This window comes from Nitrospira sp. (assembly GCA_035968315.1).
GTDB lineage: Bacteria > Nitrospirota > Nitrospiria > Nitrospirales > Nitrospiraceae > Nitrospira_D.
Map to the genome: position 1 here is coordinate 100,855 of JAVYIN010000005.1, position 25,828 is coordinate 126,682.

24 protein-coding genes are annotated in these 25,828 nt (G+C 60.4%); 16 read left to right on the forward strand and 8 right to left on the reverse strand.

The features are described from left to right. Positions 1-90 precede the first annotated feature (90 nt). The 5 genes from guaA to RI101_04190 all read left to right on the forward strand — a co-directional run bounded on the left by guaA (position 91) and on the right by RI101_04190 (position 6,306). On the forward strand, positions 91-1,647 hold the full coding sequence (gene guaA, locus RI101_04170) for a glutamine-hydrolyzing GMP synthase (protein MEC4889235.1): 1,557 nt from the start codon (positions 91-93) through the stop codon (positions 1,645-1,647). A gap of 118 nt (positions 1,648-1,765) precedes the next feature. Beyond that, on the forward strand, positions 1,766-2,608 hold the full coding sequence (locus RI101_04175; GenBank protein ID MEC4889236.1) for a pseudouridine synthase: 843 nt from the start codon (positions 1,766-1,768) through the stop codon (positions 2,606-2,608). Continuing rightward, a complete protein-coding gene (gene aspS / locus RI101_04180) occupies positions 2,605-4,368 on the forward strand; it encodes an aspartate--tRNA ligase (protein MEC4889237.1) in 1,764 nt (587 codons plus the stop codon). The genes RI101_04175 and aspS overlap by 4 nt, the downstream gene beginning before the upstream one ends. Positions 4,369-4,374: 6 nt before the next feature. After that, a complete protein-coding gene (gene aroC, locus RI101_04185) occupies positions 4,375-5,502 on the forward strand; it encodes a chorismate synthase (GenBank protein ID MEC4889238.1) in 1,128 nt (375 codons plus the stop codon). Positions 5,503-5,511: 9 nt separating this feature from the next. Beyond that, positions 5,512-6,306 carry an ATP-binding cassette domain-containing protein gene (locus tag RI101_04190; protein MEC4889239.1) on the forward strand — a complete coding sequence of 265 codons (795 nt, stop codon included), beginning with the start codon at positions 5,512-5,514 and terminating at the stop codon, positions 6,304-6,306. Here RI101_04190 and RI101_04195 read toward each other — a convergent pair. Beyond that, positions 6,292-7,326: a trypsin-like peptidase domain-containing protein gene (locus tag RI101_04195; protein ID MEC4889240.1), complete on the reverse strand. Its 1,035-nt coding sequence runs from the start codon at positions 7,324-7,326 to the stop codon at positions 6,292-6,294. The two genes, RI101_04190 and RI101_04195, sit on opposite strands and share 15 nt — an antisense overlap. Before the next feature lie 127 nt (positions 7,327-7,453). Between RI101_04195 and RI101_04200 the strand changes: the two genes are divergently transcribed. Continuing rightward, on the forward strand, positions 7,454-7,774 hold the full coding sequence (locus RI101_04200) for a hypothetical protein (GenBank protein MEC4889241.1): 321 nt from the start codon (positions 7,454-7,456) through the stop codon (positions 7,772-7,774). A 104-nt stretch (positions 7,775-7,878) separates the two neighbouring features. Here the strand turns inward: RI101_04200 and RI101_04205 are convergent, their stop codons facing one another. Next, positions 7,879-9,261 (reverse strand): OmpA family protein, encoded by a 1,383-nt coding sequence (locus tag RI101_04205; protein ID MEC4889242.1) that lies wholly within the window; start codon positions 9,259-9,261, stop codon positions 7,879-7,881. A 242-nt stretch (positions 9,262-9,503) separates the two neighbouring features. Next, complete coding sequence (locus RI101_04210) at positions 9,504-9,680, reverse strand: hypothetical protein (GenBank protein ID MEC4889243.1); 177 nt, start codon at positions 9,678-9,680, stop codon at positions 9,504-9,506. Between the two features lie 369 nt (positions 9,681-10,049). Between RI101_04210 and RI101_04215 the strand changes: the two genes are divergently transcribed. After that, the gene (locus RI101_04215; GenBank protein ID MEC4889244.1) at positions 10,050-10,670 is read left to right on the forward strand and encodes a pseudouridine synthase; all 621 of its coding nucleotides are present in this window, start codon (positions 10,050-10,052) and stop codon (positions 10,668-10,670) included. Between the two features lie 41 nt (positions 10,671-10,711). On the opposite strand, the gene RI101_04220 is transcribed toward RI101_04215, so the two are convergent. Both RI101_04220 and crcB read right to left on the reverse strand, forming a co-directional pair. Continuing rightward, the gene (locus RI101_04220) at positions 10,712-11,077 is read right to left on the reverse strand and encodes a DUF190 domain-containing protein (protein ID MEC4889245.1); all 366 of its coding nucleotides are present in this window, start codon (positions 11,075-11,077) and stop codon (positions 10,712-10,714) included. A 3-nt stretch (positions 11,078-11,080) separates the two neighbouring features. Continuing rightward, positions 11,081-11,464: a fluoride efflux transporter CrcB gene (crcB, locus tag RI101_04225; protein ID MEC4889246.1), complete on the reverse strand. Its 384-nt coding sequence runs from the start codon at positions 11,462-11,464 to the stop codon at positions 11,081-11,083. 264 nt (positions 11,465-11,728) lie between these two features. Between crcB and RI101_04230 the strand changes: the two genes are divergently transcribed. From RI101_04230 to amrB, 9 genes are all read left to right on the forward strand, one after another. Further along, positions 11,729-11,968 carry a hypothetical protein gene (locus RI101_04230; GenBank protein MEC4889247.1) on the forward strand — a complete coding sequence of 80 codons (240 nt, stop codon included), beginning with the start codon at positions 11,729-11,731 and terminating at the stop codon, positions 11,966-11,968. 301 nt (positions 11,969-12,269) lie between these two features. Next, on the forward strand, positions 12,270-12,620 hold the full coding sequence (locus tag RI101_04235) for a hypothetical protein (GenBank protein ID MEC4889248.1): 351 nt from the start codon (positions 12,270-12,272) through the stop codon (positions 12,618-12,620). Then, on the forward strand, positions 12,620-14,455 hold the full coding sequence (locus RI101_04240) for a glutamate mutase L (protein ID MEC4889249.1): 1,836 nt from the start codon (positions 12,620-12,622) through the stop codon (positions 14,453-14,455). The genes RI101_04235 and RI101_04240 overlap by 1 nt, the downstream gene beginning before the upstream one ends. A gap of 78 nt (positions 14,456-14,533) precedes the next feature. Then, complete coding sequence (locus RI101_04245; protein MEC4889250.1) at positions 14,534-15,661, forward strand: hypothetical protein; 1,128 nt, start codon at positions 14,534-14,536, stop codon at positions 15,659-15,661. 125 nt (positions 15,662-15,786) lie between these two features. Further along, positions 15,787-16,950 carry a DUF6754 domain-containing protein gene (locus RI101_04250; GenBank protein MEC4889251.1) on the forward strand — a complete coding sequence of 388 codons (1,164 nt, stop codon included), beginning with the start codon at positions 15,787-15,789 and terminating at the stop codon, positions 16,948-16,950. Beyond that, complete coding sequence (locus tag RI101_04255) at positions 16,947-17,597, forward strand: hypothetical protein (protein ID MEC4889252.1); 651 nt, start codon at positions 16,947-16,949, stop codon at positions 17,595-17,597. Before RI101_04250 ends, RI101_04255 begins: the two co-directional genes overlap by 4 nt. Positions 17,598-17,716: 119 nt before the next feature. Continuing rightward, positions 17,717-18,559 carry a hypothetical protein gene (locus RI101_04260; GenBank protein ID MEC4889253.1) on the forward strand — a complete coding sequence of 281 codons (843 nt, stop codon included), beginning with the start codon at positions 17,717-17,719 and terminating at the stop codon, positions 18,557-18,559. Positions 18,560-18,574: 15 nt separating this feature from the next. After that, positions 18,575-19,324 carry a hypothetical protein gene (locus RI101_04265; GenBank protein MEC4889254.1) on the forward strand — a complete coding sequence of 250 codons (750 nt, stop codon included), beginning with the start codon at positions 18,575-18,577 and terminating at the stop codon, positions 19,322-19,324. 141 nt (positions 19,325-19,465) lie between these two features. After that, positions 19,466-20,707, forward strand: a complete 1,242-nt coding sequence (gene amrB / locus RI101_04270; GenBank protein ID MEC4889255.1) for an AmmeMemoRadiSam system protein B — start codon at positions 19,466-19,468, stop codon at positions 20,705-20,707. 472 nt (positions 20,708-21,179) lie between these two features. On the opposite strand, the gene RI101_04275 is transcribed toward amrB, so the two are convergent. The 3 genes from RI101_04275 to RI101_04285 are packed head-to-tail and all read right to left on the reverse strand — an operon-like array spanning position 21,180 to position 25,815. Next, positions 21,180-22,709, reverse strand: coding sequence for an HlyD family secretion protein (locus tag RI101_04275; GenBank protein MEC4889256.1), 1,530 nt, complete (start codon positions 22,707-22,709; stop codon positions 21,180-21,182). Then, the gene (locus RI101_04280; GenBank protein MEC4889257.1) at positions 22,706-24,220 is read right to left on the reverse strand and encodes an efflux transporter outer membrane subunit; all 1,515 of its coding nucleotides are present in this window, start codon (positions 24,218-24,220) and stop codon (positions 22,706-22,708) included. The genes RI101_04275 and RI101_04280 overlap by 4 nt, the downstream gene beginning before the upstream one ends. After that, on the reverse strand, positions 24,217-25,815 hold the full coding sequence (locus RI101_04285; GenBank protein MEC4889258.1) for a DHA2 family efflux MFS transporter permease subunit: 1,599 nt from the start codon (positions 25,813-25,815) through the stop codon (positions 24,217-24,219). The genes RI101_04280 and RI101_04285 overlap by 4 nt, the downstream gene beginning before the upstream one ends. Positions 25,816-25,828 lie beyond the last annotated feature (13 nt).

Here is a 25,828-nt window from a genome sequence, read left to right on the forward strand (position 1 = left end):
CTGATAGCAGAAGCGCCGGATGCCGATTCTTCACGACCTGCCGAATCCTCTTTCTGAACTATCAGCCATCAGCGATACGCTCTTTAAACCATGGAACTTTGGCACAATAGAATTCTGGTTCTCGATTTCGGTTCGCAGTATACCCAGCTGATCGCCCGGCGGATTCGCGAGGCGCAGGTCTACTCGCAGATTCTGCCTTGTACGGCGTCGCTGGCGACGATTCTCGCCTATCGCCCGCAGGGCATCGTCCTGTCCGGCGGGCCGTCGAGCGTCTACGAAAAGAAGGCGCCTTCCGTTCCAAAAGAGTTATTCGAGCAGGGCATTCCCATCCTCGGCATTTGTTACGGGATGCAGCTGGTCACGCATCTGTCAGGCGGGAAGGTCGTGAAGGCGCCGCATCGTGAGTATGGCCGGGCGGATCTGCTGATCGATGACCGCAGTGATTTGTTCAAAGGCATCGGCGAGGGAAAATCGACGGTCGTCTGGATGTCCCACGGGGACCGGATCGAGCGCATGCCGTCGGGCTTCCGCTCCATTGCCCATACGAGCAATTCGCCTGTGGCGGCGATGAAGCGGGTTGACGGCGATCAGCGTATCTACTGTCTCCAGTTCCATCCGGAAGTCGCGCACACGCCGGAAGGGGCGGCGATTCTCAAAAACTTCGTCTACGAAATCTGCGGATGCACCCCGACTTGGACCATGCAGTCCTATGTCGAAACGGCGGTGCAGCAGATCAAGGAGCAGGTGGGGAAAGATCGTGTGATTTGCGCGCTGAGCGGCGGCGTGGATTCGTCCGTGGCGGCAGCCTTGACCCATCGGGCCATCGGCAATCAGCTGACCTGCGTCTTTGTCGATAACGGACTATTGCGGGCGGGCGAGCGCGAGCAGGTGAAGAAGACCTTTGCCTCGCAGATGCATCTCAATATGCGGATCCTCGACCGGACCGAGCCCTTTCTGGCCGCCCTCAAGGGCGTGTCCGATCCTGAGCGGAAGCGCAAGATCATCGGCCGGCAGTTCATCAAGAATTTCGACGAAGAGTCCAAGAAGCTGAAGGGCATCAAGTACCTGGTCCAGGGCACGCTGTATCCGGACGTGATCGAAAGCGTGAGCTTCAAAGGCCCGTCGGCTACGATCAAAACGCATCACAACGTGGGCGGGTTGCCGGCTCGCATGAAGTTGAAGCTCATTGAGCCATTGCGCGAACTGTTTAAAGATGAAGTCCGTGTGCTGGGCAAGGAATTGGGCTTGCCGGATGAGATCGTCTGGCGGCAGCCGTTCCCCGGTCCCGGTCTCGCGATTCGGGTGCTCGGCGCCGTGACGAAGGAACGACTGGCGATCCTGCGTGGGGCGGAAACGATCGTCGATCAGGAAATCCGTGGTGCGGGTCTCTACCGGGATATCTGGCAATTCTTTGCCGTGCTGTTGCCGATCCGGACTGTCGGCGTCATGGGCGATCAACGGACCTATGACAACGTCGTGGCCATTCGTGCGGTGACCAGTGTGGACGGCATGACCGCCGACTGGGCCAAGATTCCGTATGAGGTCCTGGGCCGCATGTCGAACCGGATTATCAATGAAGTGAAGGGCGTGAATCGGGTCGTCTACGACATTAGTTCGAAACCCCCGTCCACGATTGAGTGGGAATAATGAGATGGCAAGAGGGCCGAGGCGAGAGGCAAGGGGGTAGCAGGAAATGACGGAGAAGAATAGAGCAAAGATTCTGAACCGCTCGCCTCGTGCCTCTGGCCCCGCGCCTGAAGGCAGTGTGCGGCTACAGAAAATTATCGCGACGACCGGTCTGGCATCCCGCCGGAAGGCCGAGGAGCTGATCGCGAGCGGCCATGTGACCGTCAACGGCAAGGTGGTGACCGAACTCGGCACGAAGGTCGATCCGGAACGCGATCACGTCAAGGTGGATGGCAAGCATCTGACCAACGTCCAGCCCTTCGTCTATCTCATGCTGAACAAACCGAAGCATGTCATGTCTACCCTGGACGATCCGGGAGGCCGGACGACCGTGAAGGACTTCCTGCATGGTGTCTCCGTGCGCGTGTTTCCCGTCGGCCGCTTGGACTTCGATAGCGAAGGCTTGATGCTGCTGACGAACAACGGCGATCTGGCGCAGGCCCTGCTCCATCCGCGCTATCACGTGCCCAAGACTTATCTCATCAAGGTGAAGGGCGTGCTGACAGACGACGAAATCGCCGAACTGCAGCAGGGCGTGAATCTCGAAGACGGCATGACCAGCCCGGCGACCGTGAAAAAGATCCGCAAGGCCGAGGCCAATTCCTGGGTGGAAATTACGATTCACGAGGGCCGGAAGCATCAGGTGAAGCGAATGCTGGAAACCGTCGGCCATCCGGTGATCAAGCTCACGCGGGTTAAGATGGGCCCGTTGTCGCTGGGCGGATTGACGTCCGGCGAGTTCCGCTTCTTGACGGATCGGGAGGCCAATGCCTTGCGCGAGGTCGTCGAGCAGCGGCGGACATTGGAACAAGAAGGCAAAGATCCCGGTGTGCGGCCCCCGCGCCCCAAGCGGCGCGCAGGCTGGGCCAAGCCCGGGAAGACGAAACGGTACGTGCCGAAGAAAGCGAGACGAGTGGCATGAAGGCGAGAACGCATCGCTGCGGTGAATTGAACAAGGCCCATGTCGGGCAGACGGTCGTGTTGAACGGATGGGTCCAGCGGCGGCGCGACCACGGCACGGTGATGTTTGTCGATTTGCGCGACCGCACGGGATTGACGCAAGTCGTCTTCAATGCCGAACGCAACAAGGCGGTGCATGACAGCGCGCATGTCCTCCGCAGCGAATGTGTGGTGTCGGTGACTGGCCAGGTCATGGCACGGCCGGATGAGTCGAAGAACCCGAATCTGCCGACCGGCGAGATCGAGATTTTTGTCGATGCCGTTGAGGTGTTGAACGAATCGAAGACGCCGCCGTTCCTGATCGAAGACGATGCCGAGGTCACGGAGTCGATTCGCCTCAAGTACCGGTATCTGGACTTGCGCCGTCCCCGCATGCAGAAGCTGGTGAAGACCCGGCACGATATCGCCCAAGCCGTGCGTGGCTTTTTGCATAAAGAAGATTTTCTCGAAATCGAGACGCCGATTCTGACGAAGAGCACGCCTGAAGGCGCGCGGGATTACCTCGTGCCCAGCCGTGTGAATCCCGGCACTTTCTTCGCGCTGCCGCAGTCGCCGCAGCTCTTTAAACAGGTGCTCATGGTCAGCGGCATGGACCGGTATTACCAGATTGCCCGCTGCTTCCGGGACGAAGATTTGCGGAACGATCGCCAGCCGGAATTTACCCAGATCGATCTGGAAATGTCGTTCGTTGACCGGCTGGACGTCATGAGCTTGATGGAGCAGATGATTGTCACCGTGTTCCGTGATGCCGGCGGCGTGCAGTTGCCGACGCCGTTTCCACGGATGACCTATGCGGACGCGATGGGACGGTATGGATCGGATAAGCCGGACTTGCGGTTCGATATGCCGCTGCACGATGTGACGTCGTTCGGGGCGGCTAGCGAGTTCAAGGTGTTTAAAGAGGCTGCCACGAAAGGCGGCCTGGTCAAGGCCCTCATTGTGAAGGGGGGCGCCACGATGCCGCGCAGCCGCATCGACGCGCTGGGGGAAACGGCCAAGACGTTTGGCGCCAAGGGCCTCGCCTGGCTCAAAATTACGGCGGAAGGCCAGTTGGAGTCGGTCATTGCGAAATTCCTCGATGCCAAGGCCTTTGCCGCGGCCTTGCCGGAAGCCCAGCCGGGAGACCTCGTGCTCTTCGGGGCTGACAAGCCGGCGGTGGTACACGATGTGTTGGGCCGGATTCGTCTGCTGCTGGGCGAAGAGCTGAACCTGATCGACAAGCAGGCCTGGAAGCCGCTCTGGGTGACCGAGTTCCCGTTGTTGGACTATTCGCCGGAAGAGAAGCGCTATATCTTTATGCACAACCCCTTCGCCGCGCCGATGGACGAAGATCTGGCCTTGCTGGACTCCGATCCGCTGAAAGTACGGGCCAAGGCCTACGACATGGTCTTGAACGGCAGTGAGATCGGCGGCGGGAGCATCCGCAACCACCGGAGCGATATCCAGCTCAAGATTCTCGATCTGCTCGGGATCAACAAGGAGCAAGCGCAGGCCAAGTTCGGCTTTCTCTTGGAGGCTTTGGAATATGGCGCGCCGCCGCACGGGGGAATCGCCTTCGGGCTGGACCGGCTCATCATGTTGCTGGGCGGAGCGGATTCGATCCGCGATGTCATCGCCTTCCCGAAGACGCAGAAGGCGCAGTGTCCGCTCACGGATGCGCCCTCGGCTGTCAGTGCCGAACAGTTGAAGGAACTGAGGATCAAGCTGGATCTGGTGGAGTAGAGGGGCATGGCCGGCAATACGTTCGGCAGAATCTTCACGGTCACCTCCTTTGGCGAAAGCCATGGGCCCGCGATTGGCTGTGTCGTCGATGGATGTCCGCCGGGCCTCGCACTCTCCACCGAAGATATTCAGAAAGACCTGGATCGGCGCAAGCCTGGCACCTCCCGCCATGTCACGCAACGGCAGGAGTCCGACACCGTCGAGATTCTCTCCGGTGTCTTCGAGGGAAAGACCACCGGCACACCCATCGCTCTCCTCATCCGCAACGAAGATCAGCGCAGCCGTGATTACGGCAATCTCATCGACACGTTCCGGCCCGGTCACGCCGATTACACCTATTGGCAGAAGTACGGTATTCGCGACCCTCGCGGCGGCGGACGATCCTCGGCGCGCGAAACGGCGGTGCGCGTGGCCGCTGCGGCCATTGCCAGGAAGTGGCTTTCGGAAAAATACGGCGTCGTCATTCGTGGCTACCTGAGCCAGCTGGGGCCGATCGAATTGCCGTTCAAGACCTGGGATGCTGTCGGCACCAACGCCTTTTTCTCGGCCGATCCTGACCGTGTCGCTCAGTGTGAAACCTTCATGGATGACCTGCGGAAGGCCGGGGATTCCGTTGGGGCGAAAATCACGACCGTGGCGGAGCATGTGCCGGTCGGGTGGGGCGCGCCTGTTTATGCAAAGCTGGACTCAGATTTAGCCAGCGCCATGATGAGCATCAATGCGGTCAAGGCGGTGGAGATCGGATCGGGGTTTGCCTCCGTGACTCAGCACGGGTCCGAGCATGGAGACGAGCTGACACCGGAAGGATTTCTCTCCAACCATGCCGGTGGCATCCTCGGCGGCATTTCGACCGGGCAGGATGTGGTCGTGACCATCGGGATCAAGCCGACCTCGAGCATTCGTATCCCCCGCAAGTCGATCGACAAACAGGGCAAGCCGGTCACGGTTGAAACCAATGGCCGCCATGATCCCTGTGTCGGCATCCGGGCCACGCCGATCGCCGAAGCCATGATGGCGCTGGTCCTCATGGATCACGCCTTGCTGCATCGCGCACAGAATGCCGACGTGAAGACGGCGACGCCAAAGATTCCAGCCTCTCCGAAAAAGACTCACTCCAATCCCCACGAAGCCTAGCGGGCTTCTATGTCCTCCATCATCGATATTCACAAAGCGACCGTCTATCGGGGAGAGACCTGCGTCTTTTCAGATTTTTCCTTTGCGCTGCAGGAAGGCGAGCATGCGGCGATTCTGGGGCCGAACGGCGCTGGGAAATCGACCCTGCTCAAGCTCCTGGCGGGCGGCGTCCATCCGCTGCCGTTGGAGGAGACCAGGATCAGCCTCTTGGGGGAAGAGGGCGGGAATGTCTGGGACGTGCGGAAACGCCTCGGTCTCGTCTCGCACGATCTTCAGCGCGACTATCTGATCTGCGCCGAGGGGGTGAACGTCATCCTGTCCGGTTTCTATGCGAGCAATGATACGTATGAGTATCAGGAGTTCAGCGCGGCGCAGGTTGCGCGGGCGCGTGAGGTGATGAGAGAGCTTGGCATTGAGTCATTGGCCGGCCGCCGGTTCGGTCATCTCTCGACCGGCGAGCAACGCCGCTTTCTCCTCGGCCGCGCGCTGGTGCATGATCCCACTGTGCTGGTCTTGGACGAACCGACGAGCGGACTTGATCTGAAGGCCTGTTTCCAATACCTGGATCTCCTGCGCGCGCAGATCCGCCGAGGAAAGACGGTGCTCCTGGTTACCCACCATCTGCACGAAATCCCGCCGGAGATTGAGCGGGTCGTCTTGCTCAAAGCAGGGCAGATTATCGCCGACGGCAGCAAGGCCAATCTGCTCACAGATGGGAACCTCAGCCGGCTCTTTGACCAGCCTGTAACGCTTGTTCGGGCCAACGGTTGGTATCAGGCCCTGCCTGCGTCAGCCCCCTCCTAGCGTTACCGTAAAGGTCAAATCCGCATCGATGCGCCGGACTTTCACCCGAACTTGTTGGCTGGGGGTCGTGCGCTCGATCAAATAGTTCTTCAGATGCGCTGCGTCGTTGATCTCGGTGTCGTCCACCGCGATGATGATGTCGTGCTTTTGGATGCCGGCTGACTTGGACGGCTCACTCACGTCTTTCACGGCCATGCGCCACTTCGTGCCGTCTTTTACCGCCATCATGTGAATGCCCATCTTTGAGAAGGTCAGGGGCTTTCCTTCCAGTGCGGCATTCACAATTCGATTGGCGAGGATCGCCGGGATGGCAAAGGCCATGCGGCTGCAATGGGCGGTGGAATCGTCGCGCTCGGTTTGAATGATGGCGTGCATGATCCCGACGACCTCGCCCTTGTCATTGAAGAGCCCGCCGCCGGAGTTGCCGCTGCAGGCGGCTACATCGGCCTGGATCAGCCTGGTGTCCACCGTTTGCAGAAACGTATTCGTATTGCCCAGGTGTCCGAAGGCCATGGTGGGGCCCCAGCCCATCGGATAGCCGACGGTGAAGACTGCCTGGCCCGTCTGCACCTCGCCGGAGGCAAACGGGGCGCTGGCGAGCAGCTTCGCCCGATGGGATTCGGCGACGCGATAGACGACGACGTCCATGAAGGCGCTGTCTCCGACCAGATCAGCGGGCAGTTCGTGGAGATCGGTCGTGAGGATGCGGATCTTTTTCTCCAGAACGACGCCGGTGGTGGCATCGTGTTTTTCCGCCGCATGCCGGGCGGTGACGATGTAGCCGTCGCGCAGGTGAAAGCCGGTGCCGCGAACAAGGATTTTCCCAGGCTTGTCCGGAGTGCGTTGATCCTGCGTGTCTTCCAGAATGCCGACAGTGGCCTGTTTGGCGCGCAGAAACATGTCCTGGTTGAGCGGCGTCGGTTCCGCTCCGGCCTGGGTGGTCAGCAGGGCGATGCCGGTCCAGGTGCTGAAGAGTAGGAGTCGTGTGAAAACGGAGGATAACAGATTGCCGATACGCATGGATGATCCTTTCGAAAGAAGCCGCAATGTTCCCCCAGTATAATCAGCCGGCGTTGTTTCCGAAAGAGTGGGAGCGAGACAAATTACGGTTGAAGTGGTAACGTCATAGGGTAAATCGGAGGATGTCATGAAGCGTATATGGAGGAGCGCCGGATTGAAAATCGGAGTCTTCTTTGTGGTGTTCGTCTGCGGGGCGGCCACGGGAGCTTTGGCCGTGGAGCCTGAAGGGAAGGGCAAGGAGTCTGCTGGCGTGGTCGATCAGATCGGAACGTCGGTGAAGAGTCTGGCGGAAAAGATCGAAAAGGAAGTGACCGGCGCGGTCAAAAAGCTGGAAGACAGCGAGACGCCGAAGAAGGTCGGCACTGAGTTGAAGCGCTCGGCCAATTCGCTTGGCGAAAAAGCTGGACAGGCCGGGCAGAAACTGAAAGAGTCGTTCAAGTCCAATTAATCCCGCCCGCTTTCGCTCGTATCCGTTCAGCTGGTGTGTGCTAAACAAGCTCGGGCCGGGGCGGCCACCATGCCTCCATGATGGCCGCCCCGGTCGCGGACGGGTTACTTTCCGTCCGAACCGGCGGCCCCCAGCTGTCCCGAGATTTTCGAGAGGTCTTTCGGATGGAGGACGATTTCGATGCGCCGGTTGGCGCTCCGTCCTTCTTCGGTTTCGTTCGGGCCTACGGGGCGGGTTTCGGCATAGCCGACCGCTGAGAGATATTGGCGGTCCACGCCGCCCTGATCGATCAGGTAGCGCACGACGGTGGTCGCCCGGGCCGTGGACAGCTCCCAATTCGTTTTGAATTTATCCTGCAGCTTCGTGCTGATGGGAACGTTGTCTGTGTGCCCTTCGATCCGGATTTGTTTGTCGGTAATCTTGTTGAGCACGTCGCCAACCTGCTTCAGGACTTTCATGCCGGCCGGTTTTACCTGCGCCTGGCCGGAATCGAACAGGACCCGGTCCACCATGTTGATGGTGAGCTGATCGCGAACTTGCTGGATGGTGATGTTGCCTTTGGCGATTTCGTCCTGCAATGACTTCGAGAGTTCTTCCTGCGTGCGTGTCAATCGGGCAATCTCGGCTTCCTTGGCCGCCCGCTCTTGTTCAAGGCGGGCTTTCTCGGCCTCTTCCGCCTTCAGGCGCTGGCGTTCCTGTTCGAGGCTGGCCGTCAGCTGAGTCTGTTCCTGCGCCAGCCTGGCCTTCTCTGCTTCCTCTTTCTTGAGCCGCTGGCGTTCTTCCTCGAGGCTGGCGGCGAGCAGGGCTTGCTCCTTCGCAAGGCGGGCTTTTTCCGCCTCTTCGGCTTTGAGCCTCGCGCGCTCCTGGTCGAGCGTAGCGGCGAGTTGCGATTGCTGCTGGCGCAGTTGCTCCCGCTCCCTGGCGACTCGGGCCGCTTCCGCTTCCAGGTCAGCCGCGCGCTGCCGCAGTTTGGCAATCTCTCCCTGCGCGGCAGCGGTTTTGCCGGTCAGCTGCTCGTTGTTCTGCTCCAGGGTGCTGACCTGGGCCGTTTCATCGGCCAGCTTCTTCTGGAGTTGTTCGATCTGTGCGCGGACCTCGCTCAGGTCTGAGCCCAGTTGCCCCTTTTCCCGTTCCAGCCCATCCAGCTTGGCTTGCAGCTCTGCGGAGCGGGCTTCCAGGGCTTCGCGTTCTTTGGCGATCGCCGCGGCCGCGTCCTCCGCCGTTTTTCTTTGGGCCGCTTCTTGCTCAAGGCTCTGCTGGAGATCCGCCAGTTGCTGTTTCAAGTGATCGGCTTGCGCCCGCAACTGCTGTTTGAGTGCGTCCAGTTCTGTGGCTTGTTCCGTGGAGAGTTTTTTCGCGGCATCCAGTTCCCCGAGTGTCTTGATGTGGGTGTCTTTTGTGACACATCCGACTGGCGTGATGGCGCATAGCAGGATCAGAGAGGCGGTGCGGAGTGAGAGGGCTGGAAATAGTGTGTGTTGGCGCATGATCTCCTCCTGTGAAGGATGACGGACGAATAGAATGTGAGTGAGCAAACTCAATGCCCAGGGTTCAGCGCAGGGGAGGTGCGTGGAATTGCTCCCTTCTCAATGCGTTACGCGAGGGAAGGGATTTGTGTAGAAATGCCTGGTGTAGTCTGTGGCGATGGGCTTGTAGGGTTTTCCCTACGAATGACGAAAGGATGCGGGGCCGAGGCGGGGCGCAGCACTCGCTGCGCCCCGAAATGCGCTTACTTGCCGGTCGTGTCTTTCTTCTCGTCCTTCTTCTGCTCATCGGCCTTTGAGCCAGCCTGGTCCTTCTTGTCTTTTTGTTCGGCCGGAGCCGGTTCCGCCGCAAAGGTCATCGGGATGCCGAGTCCGGCAGTGAGGAACGCGGCTAAGGCGAACATCTGTACGATTCGAGTCATGGTAGACCTCCTAGTTGAGAATAGTGGGTGCCATCATCGACACGCCACCTGTACTGTCAGGCAATTGATCTGATGCAGGAGCAATTGCAGTGCCGTTGAGAGAGGCCTGATGTACCCAACGAGGCGAGCGTTTCCTCAAGGGGCAACTCCCTCATTTCGTGAGCCTTTTGCGGATGCGGTGTGAGGGGAGGTCGAGCACGGGGACTATCTTCATCGAGAGGAAGATGAAAAGTTGTAGGCGGATCCCTACGCATCGGCTTCTCCTCTTGGGCCGGATGAGCGTTCCTGTCAGAGGTCTATGTTGTGGCGAGGTTCTTGCCGCGTCGGCTTGACCTGGACGCATGTGCCTGCCAAGCTGCTCGACAGGTCATGGCAATGCCACAATGCAAGACGATCATTTTCAACAAGCCCTATCTAGTGCTGCCGTGTTTTACCGATTCTGATGGGCGTCCGACCTTGGCGGATTATATCGGTCTGCCCGGCGTGTATGCAGCGGGCCGGCTCGATCATGACAGCGAAGGGCTAATGATTCTCACGTCCGATGGCGGGCTCGCCCATCGCATTACGGATCCCCAGCACAAACTTCAGAAGGTGTATTGGGCGCAAGTCGAGCGAATTCCCGGCGAAGAGGCCTTGCATCAGCTGCGGGAGGGGGTGCTGTTGAGTGGAACGCGGACCAGACCGGCGGAGGTTCGGTTGCTTCAGCAGGAGCCAGCGCTTCCAGCTCGTCCCGTGCCCATCCGTTTTCGCAAAACCGTGCCGACGGCGTGGGTGGAGATCACGTTGCGGGAAGGGATGAACCGGCAAGTCCGCCGTATGACCGCTGCGGTCGGGCATCCGACGCTCCGGCTGGTGCGTGTCGCGATTGGGCCGATTGTGCTTGCGGATCTTCAGCCTGGCCAGTGGCGGGCGCTCACGGCCCAAGAGACAGCGCAGCTGGCTCAAAGGGGGGAGCAGGGCGAAAAGCCAAGAGGGGCGACGCGCCGGTGACGCCGCGTTTCTGCGGGCGATGACATCCCGGGAAATCTGTTTTACCGAGGAGGCATCGTGGGGGCGGGCGATCGGTCGCCTCGATAGAACCGGATCTGGATCTTCTCCATCGTCGCAAGGAGGCCGGAGTGGATGTGTTGTTCGACAAACGAGAGGAAGGCCTCCAGCTTTTCCGATGCATCGACCAGCTCGATGATGATGGGAAGGTCTTCCGACAACCGTTCGATCTTGAAGGTGTGGATCACGCGCGTGTTGGCGCCGAACCCCATTAGGCCGCGCAAGACGGTGGCACCCGCGAGCCCCTGCGCCCTGGCTTGGGCCACGATCCATTCGTAGAGCGGTTGTTTGTCATATTTGTCGGCCTCGCCGACGAAGATCCGAAGCAGGGAGCCGTCCGTCGGAAGCATACGTTACCTCCAAATCGCATAGGCCAGTGTATAGCCGAGCCATACGGCGCCAAGCCCGAGCACGATATGTGCGCCGACATTCATGAGCGCCAGCGCCGGTTCTCCGCTCCGGATCAAGGCCATCGTTTCATTGCCGAAGGCGGAGAAGGTGGTAAACCCGCCGAGAATGCCGACGATCAAAAAGGCTTTGGCGTCCGGGGTCAAGAGGCCGCGGTTCTCCGAAAGTTCCGATAGGACGCCGATGCAGAGGCAGCCCAGCATATTCACCGTCAGGGTGCCATACGGAAAGGCAATGCTCTGGCTGAACGATTGCGCTGCCCCGCTGAGAAGGTAGCGAAAGATGGAGCCGATAAATCCGCCGGTCCCGATTAAGAGCAGTTTGAGCATGGCCTACGTCTGGAATCCGGTTGTCTGCTGCCCGAGTGTATACCAAGTCCCATATAAATCGCACGCCCTCTCCTCTGCCGGTGAGGGGGGGGAGACAGGAGATACCGTTGATTTCTCTCAGGTAAATCCACTAAGACAATCATGTTGACGGTGGGCTTGTGTTGAAACGGCGGCTGTATTAGTCTATAAATTGTCAATCGCAAGGAAGTGCCGATCACCTCCTTGCAAGGCCAACAACCTTTCAATCGGTAGTTATAATACATCATGAAAGCTATTCGCCCTGCAAAACCAAAGACCCGAATTACCTTGTCGTTGCCGACGGTCCTGATCGAGCGCATGCGCACCGTCGTCTATTGGACTCCCACGCTCACGCTCACCAGCATCGTGGAATCCGGCATCGAGTCTCAGCTCAAGAAGCTTGAGAAGGGCCGGCGCTTCCGGGCCAGAAAGGGCAAGATCCGCGTGGGCCGCCCTCCCAAGCATCTGGCAATCCGCCGCAAATAATACATCCAGCAGCCCGTTCACTTGCATGGGTATTTTCAAGGGTGTCGTGTGTGCACAGCGCGCAAGCGCAAAGTGCACACTCGGCGCCCAATGAATTGTGCCCGCCCACGCCCTGTGGTCATCCCCCTTAGCAGGCCGTTGGTTCTGCGTCGTTGCCTTCGGTGTCTGCCTTGTGCAGCGCGAAAAGGGCGGTCGTGAAAGATCGGTGAAGAGGACGGAGCGTCCTCCCTAAATTGACTCTCACCTGCCCCCTTCCTATAATGCCCCTCCATAACTGTTTTGACTGCCTTTCCACATACTTATGGCTTCCTTTACCAAGGCATCGCTGGCGGAGACATGGGGCAAGGTTCGTGCGGAATGGTCTCATGCCTTTTCGACCAAGACCGATGCCGAGGTCTTTACCATTGAAGATCTTGCCTTGCTTCAGCGGGTTGCCGATGCGGTGGTGACGCGGGGCATGGCGGCGCCGGCCATCGTGTTCCTGGAATCCCTCGGTCCTATGAGTTTCCTCGGCAGCCAGGCGCTGCATTTCTTCAGGCCGATCATCGAATGGGCGTTCAATGCCTCGGAGGTCGAGCAAGTGGCTCGGTTGCTTGAACGGCGTGACACGCTCGCCCGCCTGATCACCCTCATTGAGGCGCAGACTGTGTGATGAGTGCTTCAGCTCACGCCTCCGACAAACCCAAGATCGACTATCCGTTGAATGTCATCGTGGCGACTGACTGCGGCAGCACGACGACCAAGGCCATTCTCATCGAGAAAGTCGGCGACGAATACCGCCAGACCTATCGCGGTGAAGCGCCGACGACGGTCGAGGCGCCCTTTGAGGACGTGACACGCGGCGTGCTGAACGCCATTGCCGAAATCGAAGAGCTCTCGGGCCGCAAGATTCTGGACGGCGACAAGATCATCACCCCCTGCCGAGATCAGAAGACTGGCGTCGATATCTACATCTCCACCAGCAGTGCGGGCGGCGGCCTGCAAATGATGGTGACCGGCGTGGTGCAGAACATGACCGGCGAAAGCGCGCAACGGGCCGCCCTCGGCGCCGGGGCGATTGTGATCGATGTCCTGGCCTCGAACGATGGCCGTCTGCCGCACGAAAAGATCGAGCGGATTCGCTCCATGCGTCCGGACATGATTTTGATGTCCGGCGGCACGGACGGCGGTGCTGTGACCCATGTCGTGGAGATGGCCGAGTATGTGGCGGCGGCAGAGCCGCGGCCGCGGTTCGGGGCGACGTATAGGCTGCCGCTGATCTACGCGGGCAACAAGGATGCGCAGGGGCAGGTGAAGAAGATTCTAGGCGAGAAGGCCGCCCTTGAAATCACGGAAAATATCCGGCCGGTGCTGGAGCGGGAGAACCTGGCGCCGGCCCGCAACAAGATTCACGACCTCTTTCTTGAACATGTCATGCAGCAGGCGCCGGGCTATAAGAAGCTGATGGAGATGGCCGGTGCGCCGATCATGCCGACGCCGGCGGCGGTCGGTGTCATCATGGAGACCATCGCGAAACGCGAGCACCTCAATCTGATCGGGGTCGATATCGGTGGCGCGACGACCGACGTGTTCTCGGTCTTCGAGGGGGTCTTCAATCGCACGGTCAGTGCCAATCTGGGCATGTCCTACAGCATCTCGAATGTGTTGGCTGAGGCGGGGCTCGCGAACATCATGCGGTGGGTGCCGTTCGAGATCGACGAGCAGACGCTGCGCAACCGTATTAAGAACAAGATGGTGCGGCCCACGACGATTCCGCAGACCCTCGACGAATTGCAGATTGAACAGGCCATTTCCCGCGAGGCGCTGCGCCTGGCGCTGATCCATCACAAGTCGCTGGCGACCGGGCTCAAAGGGGTGCAGCAGGAACGGACGATTTCCGACGTGTTCGAACAGGGGGCGTCCGGCAAAACCTTGATCGACATGCTGAAGCTGGATCTCATTGTCGGCAGCGGCGGGATTCTCTCCCATGCGCCGCGCCGAATTCAGTCGATGCTCATGATGGTGGACGCCTACGAGCCGCTTGGGTTCACGAGGTTGTCGGTGGATAGCATCTTCATGATGCCGCATTTGGGCGTGCTCTCGACGATCAACGAGAAGGCCGCGACCGATGTGTTCGTGCGCGATTGCATGGTCTATCTTGGGACCTGCGTGGCCCCGATCGGACAGGCCAAGGCCGGTGACCGGCTGGCCGACTACGAACTGACTTTCCCGGACGGACGTGTGGTAAAGGACCAGTTGAACATGGGAGAGTTGCGGCTCTTCCCTCTGGGCGTGAATGAACAGGCGACGTTGACGATGCAGCCGGCGAAGGCGATCAATCTGGGTCAGGGAGCCGGCGTGCCGGTGACGCGCGAGGTGCAAGGCGGGGCGGTGGGCGTCATGCTGGATGGCCGCGGCCGGCCGCTGCAATTGCCCGCCGATTCACCGGCCCGCGTGGCCGCGCTCACAAAATGGTTTAAGGCGGTGGAGCTGTATCCGAGATTATAGGCGAAGGGCGCGAGGCTAGAGGCGATGGGTGTGATGTTCTCTAGCTCCTTGCCTCGTGCCTCTCGCCAAGGTTGTTATATGGCGCATTCCTACACCCCAGGGCTGACCGTCACCGAGCAGACCGTCATCAGGCGGCGGCGGCAATTGCCGCTGCCCGGCACCGTGCTGGTCAAGGTCGGCGATCGCGTGCAATCGAATCAGCCGGTGGCCAAAGCCGAGTTGCCCGGCAAGGTCTATCCCCTGAATCTCGCTAACCAGCTGGGCGTCGCGCCGGACGAGATTCCGGACTATCTCGTCAAGAAAGCGGGCGAGCCGGTGCAGAAGGATGAGATTCTCGCGGAGAACAAGCCGCTCATTAAATGGTTTAAAACGGAGATCCGCTCGCCGATCACCGGGGTGGTGGAGTCGCTCTCGACGGTGACGGGGCAGGTCTTGTTGCGCGAGCCTCCGCGCGTGCTGGACGTCTTGGGCTATGTAGATGGCACGGTCGTGGACGTGCAGCCGCAGCAGGGGGTGACGGTCGAAGCGGTCTGTACGTTGATCCAGGGCATCTTCGGTATCGGCGGCGAGACCTGGGGGACGCTGGCGATGGCGGCTCAGTCACCTGACGAGGTGCTGACACCGGCGCATCTCACAGCTGACATGAAGGGGAAAATCGTCGTCGGTGGATCCTTCCTTCCGGCTGAAACGCTGGCGAAGGCCAAAGAGGTGGGGATTGCTGGCTTGGTGGTCGGGGGGATTCATGATAAGGATCTCCGGGCCTTGCTTGGATATGATCTGGGTGTGGCGATCACCGGTACGGAGCAGGTCGGGTTCACCCTGATTTTGACCGAGGGGTTTGGCACAATTCCGATGGCGCAGAAGACGTTCAAGTTGTTATCGGCGCATGCCGGGCAGAAGGCGGCCATTTCAGGAGCGACGCAAATTCGCGCCGGGGTCATCCGTCCGGAGATCGTCATTGCCAAGCCGGTTGGCACCCTGTCCGCAGGCCAGGCCGCCGCGCCGCAGCGTGAGGGCATCCAGATCGGCGATCCGGTGCGCATTATCCGCGATCCCCTGTTCGGCAAGATCGGCGAAGTCTCCGCGCTCCCGTCGGATTTGCAGAAGATTCCGACCGAAAGCAACGTGCGGGTATTGGAAGTGCGGTTTCCCGACGGCCAGGTGGCGGTGGTGCCGAGGACCAATATCGAAGTGATCGAAGGTTGAAACACGTGAAATGTGAAACGCCAAACGTGAAACGTGGCCAAACGTGGGTTGCCAGTGTGGCCGTCTTTGCGTGTGCTGCTGCTTTGGGGTGGTGCCCGCCCGCGATTCTTGCAGAGGACCAGCTTGTGCCGCCGGCGCAGGTGCAGGTGTTCGATACGCCCAATGACGGAGGCAAGAGCCTCACGGTTGTCTGGGCGTCGGGGAGCCAGGACCGGGACGATGTCCGTTACGAAATCTGGTTCGGAGAGGCCGGCGACTCCACTGAAGCAGGTCCGCTCAAAGTGATTGCGGAGTTTTCTGCCGCCTCCCACTATGTGCGCGAGTCCAAACAGGGCTGGTGGACGAGAGTCGGCGCCTTGGCCGATCACCGCTTTATCGTGCGGGACGGGAAGGGGATCGAGCTCAAAGACGGCGTGCGCTACCAGGTCGCGGTGGCGTCCGTGCGCGGGGCGGAGCGCCTGATGGGGCCGACGATCCTCGCCACCCCGCAGCCGAATTGGTTCAATTGGAATGCGGTGAACAACCTGGTGCTGGCGGTGCTGTTCGGCGGCCTGGTGTTCTACAGCATCAGCCAGGCGAAGAAGAAAGAGATCTTCCTGCGGCGGATTCCCGGCCTCGATGCGGTGGATGAGGCCATCGGCCGGGCGACCGAATTAGGCAAGCCAATTCTGTATCTGACCGGCGCGCATGACATGAGCGATCCCTCCACGATCGCGGCCGCGGTGATTCTCGGGCGCGTCGCCAAGCGCACGGCGTCGTATGAAACCGAGCTGATGGTGCCGCATCGCGATCCCATCACGATGGCGGTGTGCCAGGAAATCACGAAACAGGCCTATCTCGAAGCGGGCAAGCCGGATCTGTTCAAGGAAGATTCCAACTTTTTCATCACCAGCGATCAATTCAGTTATACGGCGGCCGTAGACGGCATCATGTTGCGCAAAAAGCCAGCGGCCAATTTTTTCATGGGCGCGTACTTTGCCGAATCGCTGCTGCTCACGGAGACCGGCGCCAGCACGGGGGCGATCCAGATTGCCGGGACCGACTCCGATCACCAGCTGCCGTTTTTCGTGACGACCTGCGATTACACCTTGATCGGCGAGGAGCTGTACGCCGCCAGCGCCTATCTCTCCCGGGAGCCGGTGCAGATGGGGACGCTGCGCGGGCAGGATCTCGGCAAGGCCGTCCTCCTGACGGCCATCGGAGTGGGGACGGCGTTGGCCACGCTGGGAGTGATCTTCCACGCGGAGTGGCCGCAGTTGTTTCTCGAATTATTTAAGGATGTGAAATGATCTTTCTGCGCCGGCAGCTGCCGCTGTTGATCACGATGATCACCGGGCTGGTGTTCGCGGGGCAATATTATGTCCCGCACCCGGCCTCGGAGCAGGTGCTTACCTCGGCAACCAAGTGGATGCAGATCATCGGCGGGTTCGCGCTGGTGCTGGGCGTGACCAGCCTGTTTCATGTCCATGCCGCCAAGATCCGCCGGAAAGAAGCGGGGTGGGGCTACAGTGTCGTCCTCTACGGGGGCATGCTTGGCACGATTGCGGTGGGCCTCTGGGCCAACGGGAAAGAAAGTGTCGAGGGGGTCTCGACGGCGTTCGGCTGGGTCTACAACTTCATGATGGTGCCGCTGCAGGGGACCATGTTTGCCATTCTCGCCTTCTTTATCGCGTCAGCTGCGTACCGGTCGTTCCGCGCCAGGAGCCGGGAGGCGGCGGTGCTGCTCATCGCTGCGGTGATTGTGATGATGGGCCGGGTGCCGCTCGGCGAGTATCTGATCCCCATGAGCGGCGACCTGTCGCAATGGATTCTGAATGTGCTGAACGCCTCGGTGCGGCGCGCGATCCTGATCGGCGTCAGCCTCGGCACCGTGGCCCTGTCGCTGAAAATCATCTTCGGCGTCGAACGGTCGTATCTGGGGGGAGGCAAGGAATAGTACGTGAAACGTGAGACGTTAGACGTAAAACGTATGAACTCGTTGTCTGAATCCGCAGGGTTTTGCCGGTTACGTTTTACCTTTCACGTTTCACCTTTCACCTCTCACAGGGCTTTGGCATGACCTTCGCTGAACGCATGCTCAAGATCGACCGGCGGATCATCTTTGTGGTGATCGGGCTGTGCACGCTCTTGCCCCTGCTCTATCCGGTCGGGCTGCCGATCAAGATCTCGTCGGAGGTCCGCGGGGTGTACGACTATATCGAGCAGATGCCGGAGCGGTCGGTCTTTGTCTTATCGATCGACTTTGACCCGGCCTCGAAGCCGGAGCTCTATCCCCAGGCGGTGGCCATTCTCCGCCACGCCTTCCGCAAGAATCTCCGCGTCGTCACGATGACGCTGTGGGTGTCCGGCACAGGCATGGCCGATCAATTGGTGACGCAAGTCGCGCAAGAGATGGGCAAAGAGCGCGGCAAGGACTACACGTTTCTGGGATGGAGCCCCGGCGGGACGGCGGTCATCATCAATCTGGGCCAGGACCTCTACAACACCTTTCCGAGCGACTACGGCGGGAAGCCGACGAAGGGCCAGCCGGTGCTGGAGGGAGTGCAGAGCCTCAGGGATGTGAACTATCTCGTCAGCCTCGGCGCGGGAAATCCCGGTGTCGAAGCCTGGTATGTGTTCGGCAAGGACAAGTACAAGTTCGAGCTGGGCGGCGGCTGCACCGGCGTCATTGCGCCCGGCCTCTATCCCTTGCTGCGTAGCGGACAGATCAATGGGTTGATCGGCGGACTGCGCGGCGCGGCGGAGTATGAAATCCTGATCGGGCAGAAGGGGCGGGCGGTGGCCGGCATGGATGCCCAGTCAGCCACGCATCTGGCCATCATTGTGCTGGTTGGTCTCTGTAACATCTTCTATTTTTCAATGCGCAGACAGGCACGCCGGCAAGGCGAGCGTTCGTAGGAAACGGATCGTACAATGGACGCAACATTGATCGGAGCATGGGTGGCGACGGGGCTGACGCTCTGTATCCTGTCGTTTCTCTACAAGGATAACCCGCTCTTCAAGCTGGCCGAGCACCTCTATGTGGGCGTGTCGGTCGGCTATACGATCGTGAAGGCCTACGACACGGTTCTCGTGCATCTCATTTTCAAGCCGATCGTGGAGAACGGGGAGTGGGTGTTGCTGGTGCCGGTGATGATCGGCTCATTGATGCTCACCCGCTACGTGCCCAAGGCGTCCTGGTTGTCGCGCTATGCGTTCGCTTTCATCGTCGGCGTCGGGTCCGGGCTGGCGATTCCCCGCACGATCTCGTCGTTTATTTTGAAGCAGATTGAAGATACCGTTCGTCCGCTGTTGATGCTGGGGCCGGGCGGTGGCGTCACGTTTTCCTGGGATTTGCACAACCCCGCCAGCAGCCTGAACGTGATTATCATTCTGGTCGGTGTGACCTCGGTGCTGTTTTACTTCTTCTTCTCGGTTGAGCACACAGGCCCTGGGAGGGTGGTGGCGCGGACCGGGGTGATGTTCCTAATGATCTCCTTCGGCGCGGCCTTCGGCTATACCGTGATGGCCCGCATGTCGCTCCTGATCGGCCGGCTCACCGACTTGATCGAATTCTCCGACGCCTCCTATGGACGCCCGACGGTGTGGCTGGCGCTCGTGACGATCGGCACGCTCATTTTCTTGAGCCGGCGAGCGCAGGGCGAGCCGCCTGAAGAACGGTAAGTCTGTGTGGTCTGTTCGGTCTGTCTGGTCGAAGGAGACCGACAAGAGAGACTAGACAGACTAGATAGACCAGAACGACCAGATCTCCGGTTGCAGCGAGCGTAAACCCTTCGTTACAATGGCGCTCCATAAAGGAGCGTTATGACGACCACCACAGCCAAAGATCCCAAGCAATACCCACTCCTGCGCAATCTTCAATTCTCGCCCATTAAAGAAGGCGAGGAACAATACATCGTGCTCTGGGACCCGACCGGATTGAGCAAAGAAAAGCTGGTCTTGCCGCTCAACTACTTCTTCATCATTCAGCATTTCGATGGCGAACATTCGCTTCAAGAGATTGGCGGGATCTATTTGAAGCGCTTCGGCGAGTTCCTCATGCCCGATAAAGTCGGGCAATTGGTGGCAGATCTCGATACGAAGCTTTTTCTCGAAGGGGACCGGGCAGAGGAAGCCCGGAAACTCCAGCGGGCGCAGTATCGTGAAAGTCCCTTGCGGACAGCGGTCTTCGCCGGGCGCGCCTATGAGGCGGACGGGGCAAAACTGAAAAAGCAGATCGACGGGTTCTTTACCTCCAAGGAAGGGCCGGACTTCAAGCCCTCCGAGAACGCGGGCAAGGCCATCAAAGGGCTGGTGGCGCCGACCTACGACCTCAAGCAGGCAGGCCCGATCTACGCCTGGGCCTATAAAGAGCTGCAGGAGGCCGCGCAGCCGGATGTGTACGTCGTCATCGGCACGGCCTACGCGGGGCTCGACAATCTCTTTGCCGTGACGGACAAAGATTTTGAGACACCGCTGGGCGTGGTGAAGGCCGATCAGCCGTTGCTGGCGAAGATCCGAGAACGGTTCCCCGTGGCCTTTGAAGAAGATCTGTGCCACCAGGCCGAACATGCCATTGAATTCCAATTGCCGTTTTTGCAGGACATCGTCGGCCGCAAGAAGCCCTTTACCATCGTGCCGGTCCTCTGTTCCTTTTCCGCGTTGAGCGTGGCGGAGCCGGCGGTATTGCAGCAGGTGGTCGCGTTTCTGGATGGCGTGCGCGAGATCCTCACCGCGTCAGGCCGGAGCTATTGCGTGATTGCGGCGGGAGAGCTGGCCCATCTCGGGATGCGCTATGGCGACAAGGAGCCGCCGACCGATTTTTCGTTCCACCGTTCGATGCAGCACGACTTGGAAATGCTCAAGCCGGTGGAAGAACGGAAAGCGGACGAGTTTGCCAACTACATCATCAAGGAGAATGATCAGCGCCGGATCTCCGGCTTCGCGCCGATCTTCTCGCTCTTGCGCCTGATCGAGGCCGAGTCCGGCCAGGTCCTCCGCTACGACCGAGGCATTACTGATCAGTACAACTCCACCGTCACCTACGCCAGCATGGCGTTCTACTGACGGCTGCTGAAACAGCCTCCCAGTTTCGTGCTCGCCTTGAACAGGTCTTCGACGTGCCTAGGTGGGGACGCCCCCGGCCTTGCGGGCAGCCTGTTTGAGCAGTCTGGAGGATTGGACTGTTACCGTGCTACTCGTTCGCTGTGGCGGTACTGGATGGGTGCTTAGATAGGCCGCGTAATGCGGGGCCCAGAAATGAGGAGGGTCGGTCTGCTACGACACCAGCCCCCATGTGCTCCAGACAATCAATCCCGCGATCGCCAACATAATCCAGGCTAATTCTCGATCTCCGATCGAACTGATGATCTCTTTCATGACCGGCCTCCCGTAATGAGCGCTGTGGCGGTGAGCTGTGAAGTGATGGAGCAAGGCTGATGCCGCAGGCAAACCGTGCGATTGGCGGACCCTATCATTGCAGCGGCAGGAAAAATCGAGCGATTTCGCACGGTGAGCACTGTGCGAATTGTCGGTGAGCCTAACGCCGGTCTGGGCCGAACGGCCGCTTACTATGGTCTTGATTGAAGTCGAGTCGAAGGCGTGATGGACTGCGTCCCCCTTCCGGTCCCAGCAATCCCGATCCGGGACCGATGGCGGGCGTCAGGGGAGCGACTGAGGTCCCGAGGTCGGGACTGCGCTGTGGAACGAATGAGCGGGGAGCAGGAGCAAGGCGTTCAGGGACCATGGCCGAATCAAGCGATCCGCGGGGCTCTTTCACCGTTCGCATGGGATTTCGTGGAAGCGCCGAGGGGGGACTGCCTCTTTCCTCCTGGGCGATCGGCTCAGGAGCTGGCTCAGCATTGTCCGCGATGACGAGATTGCCGGCCATCACTTCTTTGGCCATCGATTCTGCCGTGGGCAGCTCGTCGGCATAGATATCGGTGGCATATTCCGCCGTGGCCGGCGCAGCAAAAGACGACCACACGGACTGTCCGGACTCAGCGATGTTGATCTTTGTCACGGTCGAAAGACCCGGCCGGATCGGGTAGTCCCGAATCTCCTCTTCCGGCAGCGCAATGCGGACCGGCACCCGTTCGACGATGTGAATGAAATTCCCCGTGGCATTATCCGGCGGCAACAAGGCAAAGGCGCTCCCGCTGCCGGGCACGAGTCCTTCGACCGTGCCGTGAAAGGTGTGTTGCGATCCGTAGAGACTGACGTCCACCAGCGCGGTTTGCCCTGGGCGCACATGCTGCAGTTCCGTTTCCCGCAGATTGGCCTCGATCCATAAATGATCCAGCGGCACGATCGTCATCAGCGGCGTCCCCGGTTGCACGCGATCGCCGACCTGGGCCTTTCGTTTCGCCACGTAGCCGGAGATCGGGGCCTTGATCTGCTGGCGGGTGTATTCCAGATAGGCCTCGATGAGCTGGTGTTTGGCCAATTCGACAGCCGGATGCGCCATGACGGTCGTGCCTCCCACTTGTGCATCGAGCGTATCGAGTTCGGCCTGGGACTCCCGGACGTCCGCTTCCAGCGATAGGATTTTGTCCGCCGTATTTTGCAGGATTTGCTTGGAGACCGCTCCGCTCGCCGCCGCCGCCTGATAGCGATCCAGGTCGTGCCGTGCCAGGTTCAAGCGGGCGGTCCGTGACGCCAATTGCTCCGCCAGTTGTTTTCTGGTCATGAACAGGGCGGCGATGCGCCGCACTTCTTCGCCGAGCCGGCCGCGCGCCCGGCCCAGCGCGGCGTAGGCCTGATGTTCGTCCAGCCGGATCATCACGTCGCCCCGATTCACAAACTGCGTTTCTTCGGCCAGCACCTGGGTGACAATGCCGGAGGCCTGAGCCGCGACGGGGACCAGATTCCCCGTCACATAGGCGTTGTCGGTGCGAATCCAGAATCGGTCGTAGGTCCACCAGTAGTTCAGATAGGCTACTGTGCCGAGCAGCACGAGGAGGGCCACGATCAGCAGCCGGCGGTTTCTTCTAGCGCGGATCGCCTTGGGATGGAGGCGAGAGGCGCTCGGTGCCGGCGGGGTTTCGGATGCAGGTGAGGTCGTGGTCATGGTGCGCTCGTGTTGTAGGGTGATCTGCGTTCGGGATCCTGGTTCTGATAGCCTCCGCCCAAGGCTTCGATGAGATCGACGGCGGCCACGAGTTGGTCGCTTTCCAGTGCCCGCAAGGCATATTCCTGTTCCAGGACCGGCTGGCGATGCCGCAACACCTCGCGGTCGTCGTCCAGTCCCGTGACCAGCCGCACCTTGGCCAGGCGCCAGTCTTCGCCCAGGGAGGCCAGCAGGCGCTTGTGCGACTCGATCATCTCGCGCGCCGATTGCCAGGCGCTGAGGCTGTCCGCCACTTCGCGCATCGCATCGAGCAGGGTTTCATTGTAGAGTTCCACGGCCGCGTCGTATTCTGCCCGTTGCGCGGCGAGTTCGCCCCGCAGCCGGCCGCCTTCGAACCAGGGCATGCGCAGCCCCGGCGCGACGCCGAAGGAGTTGCTCTGGCCGCTGAACAGCAGGTTGGAGAGTTTGCCGGCATGCCGCATCAGCGTCAGGGCATTGAACCCGACGAATGCCGTGAGATCGATCGTGGGATAAAATTGTGTCTTGGCGACCTTGACCAACCGTGCGGCGGCATCGGCCCGGTAGAGGGCCGCGGCCAAGTCGGGCCGATGGACCAACAGTCCCAAGGAGAGATGGTCGGGCGCCGCGATCTGCTCCGGAATGACGACGGCCGGTTTCGCGAACAGGTGCAGGGCTTGATCTGGGCCTTGCCCGGCCAGCCGCGCGAGGATATGGCGCTGGATGTCCAATTGATCCCGGAGGCCGGTGTGCCGTTTGATGGCGGCTTCATAGTCGGCTGCGGCGGTTTTTACGGGCTGCTCGTTGTCCAGCCCAAGGCGGAAGCGGGTCTCCGCCAGCGTGCGCAAGTCGCGGCGGATGCCGACAAGAGTCTTGACCACGGTGAGTTGTTGCTGAAGCGCGTGCCCTTTGAAATAGGCTCGCGCGATGGCGGTGGTCAGCCTGAGGCGCACTTCGGCCTGTTCGGCTTCTTCGGCGGCAGCCTGTCCCAGGGCCGCTTCAAGCGTGGCCCGGTTTTTCCCCCAGAAGTCGAACTCGTAGCGGACACTCAACGGATTAAGGATGCCCAGGAGAATCTTGTCTCCCGCGACTTTTGGATTCAATGCCGCGAAGACCCCATGTTGGGAAATCCGTTCATAGGTGAGGGAGGCGTCCGCTTCCAGAAAGGGCAGGAGCCGCGCGCCTTCCACCTTCACCAGCGCCTCAGCTTCTCGCAGCCGCGCCGCCGCGAGTTTGATGCCGGGGTTGTTCTTGAGCGCCAGGTCGATCAGCTCATTCAATTCCGGATTGCCGAATTGCGTCCACCAGCGATCGTCCGGCCACTGCTGGAGCCGGCTTGTCACCTCGGCCAGCGTCTCGTTCATTTCCGGCGGCTCAAGAAACTCCGCAGGGGGATTGCCGGTGGGAATCCAGGCGCAGCTGCCGAAGAGCAGCGCGCAACCGATTCCGGCAGCGATCCGCAGGCGATAGGTGAAGCCGGAGCGGGATGTCATGGCACTTCCTCGATCAATACTTCCGCACGGAGTTCCTGCAACTCTTCCGCCGGGGTCGGCGAAAGCGGGACGTGGGTTGGGTGCGCGAACCAGACGAGCACGCCGATTACCAGAAACAGGCCGCTGGCCACCAGGAAGGCATCGTTCAGGCTCAGGATGGCCGCTTCCTGCCGGATCAGCGCACCAAGCTTGGCCTGGATCTGCGAGGGGGCGAGTCCGGCCGCCGCCAGTTTGGCTGTCAGGTGCCCCACGGGATCGTAGGAGATCGCCAGCCGCCCTCCGAAGTGATCGGCTAAATTGAGTTGATGAAAGTGGGTGCGCCGAAAGAGCACGATGCCTTGGAACGTGATGCCGAAGGCACCGGCCGCGACACGCAACAGGTTGGCGACCTCGGCGGCACGCATGACCAGCGGACCGGAGAGGCCATGCAGCGTCAGGACCGTCAACGGTGTAAAGAACGATCCCAGGAAGATGCCCTCCACGACCATGGGCCAGAAGAGCTGGTCGTACGAGTGGGGATCATCGAATAAGCCAATCCAATAGAATGTCCCGGCAAATCCGAGGCTGTTGAGGAAGATCAGCCAGCGCGCGTCAATGTACTTGCAGAGGAGGTGCATGACGGCAATGGCGGGAGCGCCCAGGAGGACCAGCGGGAGCAGCGCAAGGCCGGCTAGTTTCGACGAGTATCCGAGAATCAGCTGGATCTGCACGACCAGGAGCGAGAGCAGTCCTTGAATGGAAAAGAATCCGAGCGTCAAGCAGACGATGCCGATCACGACATTGCGGTGCCGGAACAGCCGGAGATCCAGCGTGGGGTGCCGCTCACCGAGTTCCCAGATCACAAAGCAGGGCAGCGCGATGAGCAGCACGACCGCCAGCGCTTTCAGAACGGGAGCGTCCAGCCAGTCAAAGTCGTTGCCCATGTTCAGGAACGTTTGACCCCCCAGTAACAGCACCAGCAGGAGCAGAAACCCCACGAAGTCGAAGCGCCCGTATCTTCGACGAAACCCGCGCCCGTAGAGCAGCGCCCCGAGCGTGCCGACGATGATCATGGTCAGGGCAAAATCCAGATAGAACAGAAAACGCCAGCCGAGCAGATACGCAATGTAGCCGCCGACCGGCATGCCGATGGTGAAGGGCGTCAAGCTGAACAATCCCCACACACTCAACGCCACCGTTTTCAACCGTTTCGGGTATTCGTTCAGCAGCATCGATTGGGCGATCGGCAGCGTGATGCCGCCGGCGATGCCCTGGGCAATGCGAGCCGGCAGGAATTGCGCGAGGGTTTCGCTGGCGCCGCAGAGGTACGAGGCGATGCTGTAGACGATGAACGCGCCGATCAGCAGCCGGTAGTCGCCGATGCGGCCGGAGAGGTAGCGCGCCAGGGGAAAGCCGAGCGCCAGCCCGATCATGAAATCAGTTTGGGCCCAGGTGAGAAAGCTGGGCAGCACGCCCCCGAGATCGCCGGAAACGTGCGGCAGGAGGGCGATATACGACCCGGCATTGAACAGGACGACAATGTGTGCCAGGCCGAGGACGGCATTGAAGAGCACGAACCGCCAGCCGCGCAACCGTCGGAGATACACTGGTGCCATCGTCGCATCACCT

What these genes read in the sequence shown, in the direction of transcription:
- RI101_04265 (MEC4889254.1), top strand. Translation starts at nt 18,575, where the DNA reads ATGGACGCAACATTGATCGGAGCATGGGTGGCGACGGGGCTGACGCTC.
- aroC (MEC4889238.1), top strand. Translation starts at nt 4,375, where the DNA reads ATGGCCGGCAATACGTTCGGCAGAATCTTCACGGTCACCTCCTTTGGC.
- RI101_04240 (MEC4889249.1), top strand. Translation starts at nt 12,620, where the DNA reads ATGAGTGCTTCAGCTCACGCCTCCGACAAACCCAAGATCGACTATCCG.
- RI101_04205 (MEC4889242.1), bottom strand. Translation starts at nt 9,261, where the DNA reads ATGCGCCAACACACACTATTTCCAGCCCTCTCACTCCGCACCGCCTCT.
- RI101_04210 (MEC4889243.1), bottom strand. Translation starts at nt 9,680, where the DNA reads ATGACTCGAATCGTACAGATGTTCGCCTTAGCCGCGTTCCTCACTGCC.
- crcB (MEC4889246.1), bottom strand. Translation starts at nt 11,464, where the DNA reads ATGCTCAAACTGCTCTTAATCGGGACCGGCGGATTTATCGGCTCCATC.
- RI101_04200 (MEC4889241.1), top strand. Translation starts at nt 7,454, where the DNA reads ATGAAGCGTATATGGAGGAGCGCCGGATTGAAAATCGGAGTCTTCTTT.
- RI101_04190 (MEC4889239.1), top strand. Translation starts at nt 5,512, where the DNA reads ATGTCCTCCATCATCGATATTCACAAAGCGACCGTCTATCGGGGAGAG.
- RI101_04235 (MEC4889248.1), top strand. Translation starts at nt 12,270, where the DNA reads ATGGCTTCCTTTACCAAGGCATCGCTGGCGGAGACATGGGGCAAGGTT.
- RI101_04220 (MEC4889245.1), bottom strand. Translation starts at nt 11,077, where the DNA reads ATGCTTCCGACGGACGGCTCCCTGCTTCGGATCTTCGTCGGCGAGGCC.
- RI101_04195 (MEC4889240.1), bottom strand. Translation starts at nt 7,326, where the DNA reads ATGCGTATCGGCAATCTGTTATCCTCCGTTTTCACACGACTCCTACTC.
- RI101_04280 (MEC4889257.1), bottom strand. Translation starts at nt 24,220, where the DNA reads ATGACATCCCGCTCCGGCTTCACCTATCGCCTGCGGATCGCTGCCGGA.
- aspS (MEC4889237.1), top strand. Translation starts at nt 2,605, where the DNA reads ATGAAGGCGAGAACGCATCGCTGCGGTGAATTGAACAAGGCCCATGTC.
- RI101_04255 (MEC4889252.1), top strand. Translation starts at nt 16,947, where the DNA reads ATGATCTTTCTGCGCCGGCAGCTGCCGCTGTTGATCACGATGATCACC.
- guaA (MEC4889235.1), top strand. Translation starts at nt 91, where the DNA reads ATGGAACTTTGGCACAATAGAATTCTGGTTCTCGATTTCGGTTCGCAG.
- RI101_04230 (MEC4889247.1), top strand. Translation starts at nt 11,729, where the DNA reads ATGAAAGCTATTCGCCCTGCAAAACCAAAGACCCGAATTACCTTGTCG.
- RI101_04285 (MEC4889258.1), bottom strand. Translation starts at nt 25,815, where the DNA reads ATGGCACCAGTGTATCTCCGACGGTTGCGCGGCTGGCGGTTCGTGCTC.
- RI101_04215 (MEC4889244.1), top strand. Translation starts at nt 10,050, where the DNA reads ATGGCAATGCCACAATGCAAGACGATCATTTTCAACAAGCCCTATCTA.
- RI101_04275 (MEC4889256.1), bottom strand. Translation starts at nt 22,709, where the DNA reads ATGACCACGACCTCACCTGCATCCGAAACCCCGCCGGCACCGAGCGCC.
- RI101_04245 (MEC4889250.1), top strand. Translation starts at nt 14,534, where the DNA reads ATGGCGCATTCCTACACCCCAGGGCTGACCGTCACCGAGCAGACCGTC.
- amrB (MEC4889255.1), top strand. Translation starts at nt 19,466, where the DNA reads ATGACGACCACCACAGCCAAAGATCCCAAGCAATACCCACTCCTGCGC.
- RI101_04260 (MEC4889253.1), top strand. Translation starts at nt 17,717, where the DNA reads ATGACCTTCGCTGAACGCATGCTCAAGATCGACCGGCGGATCATCTTT.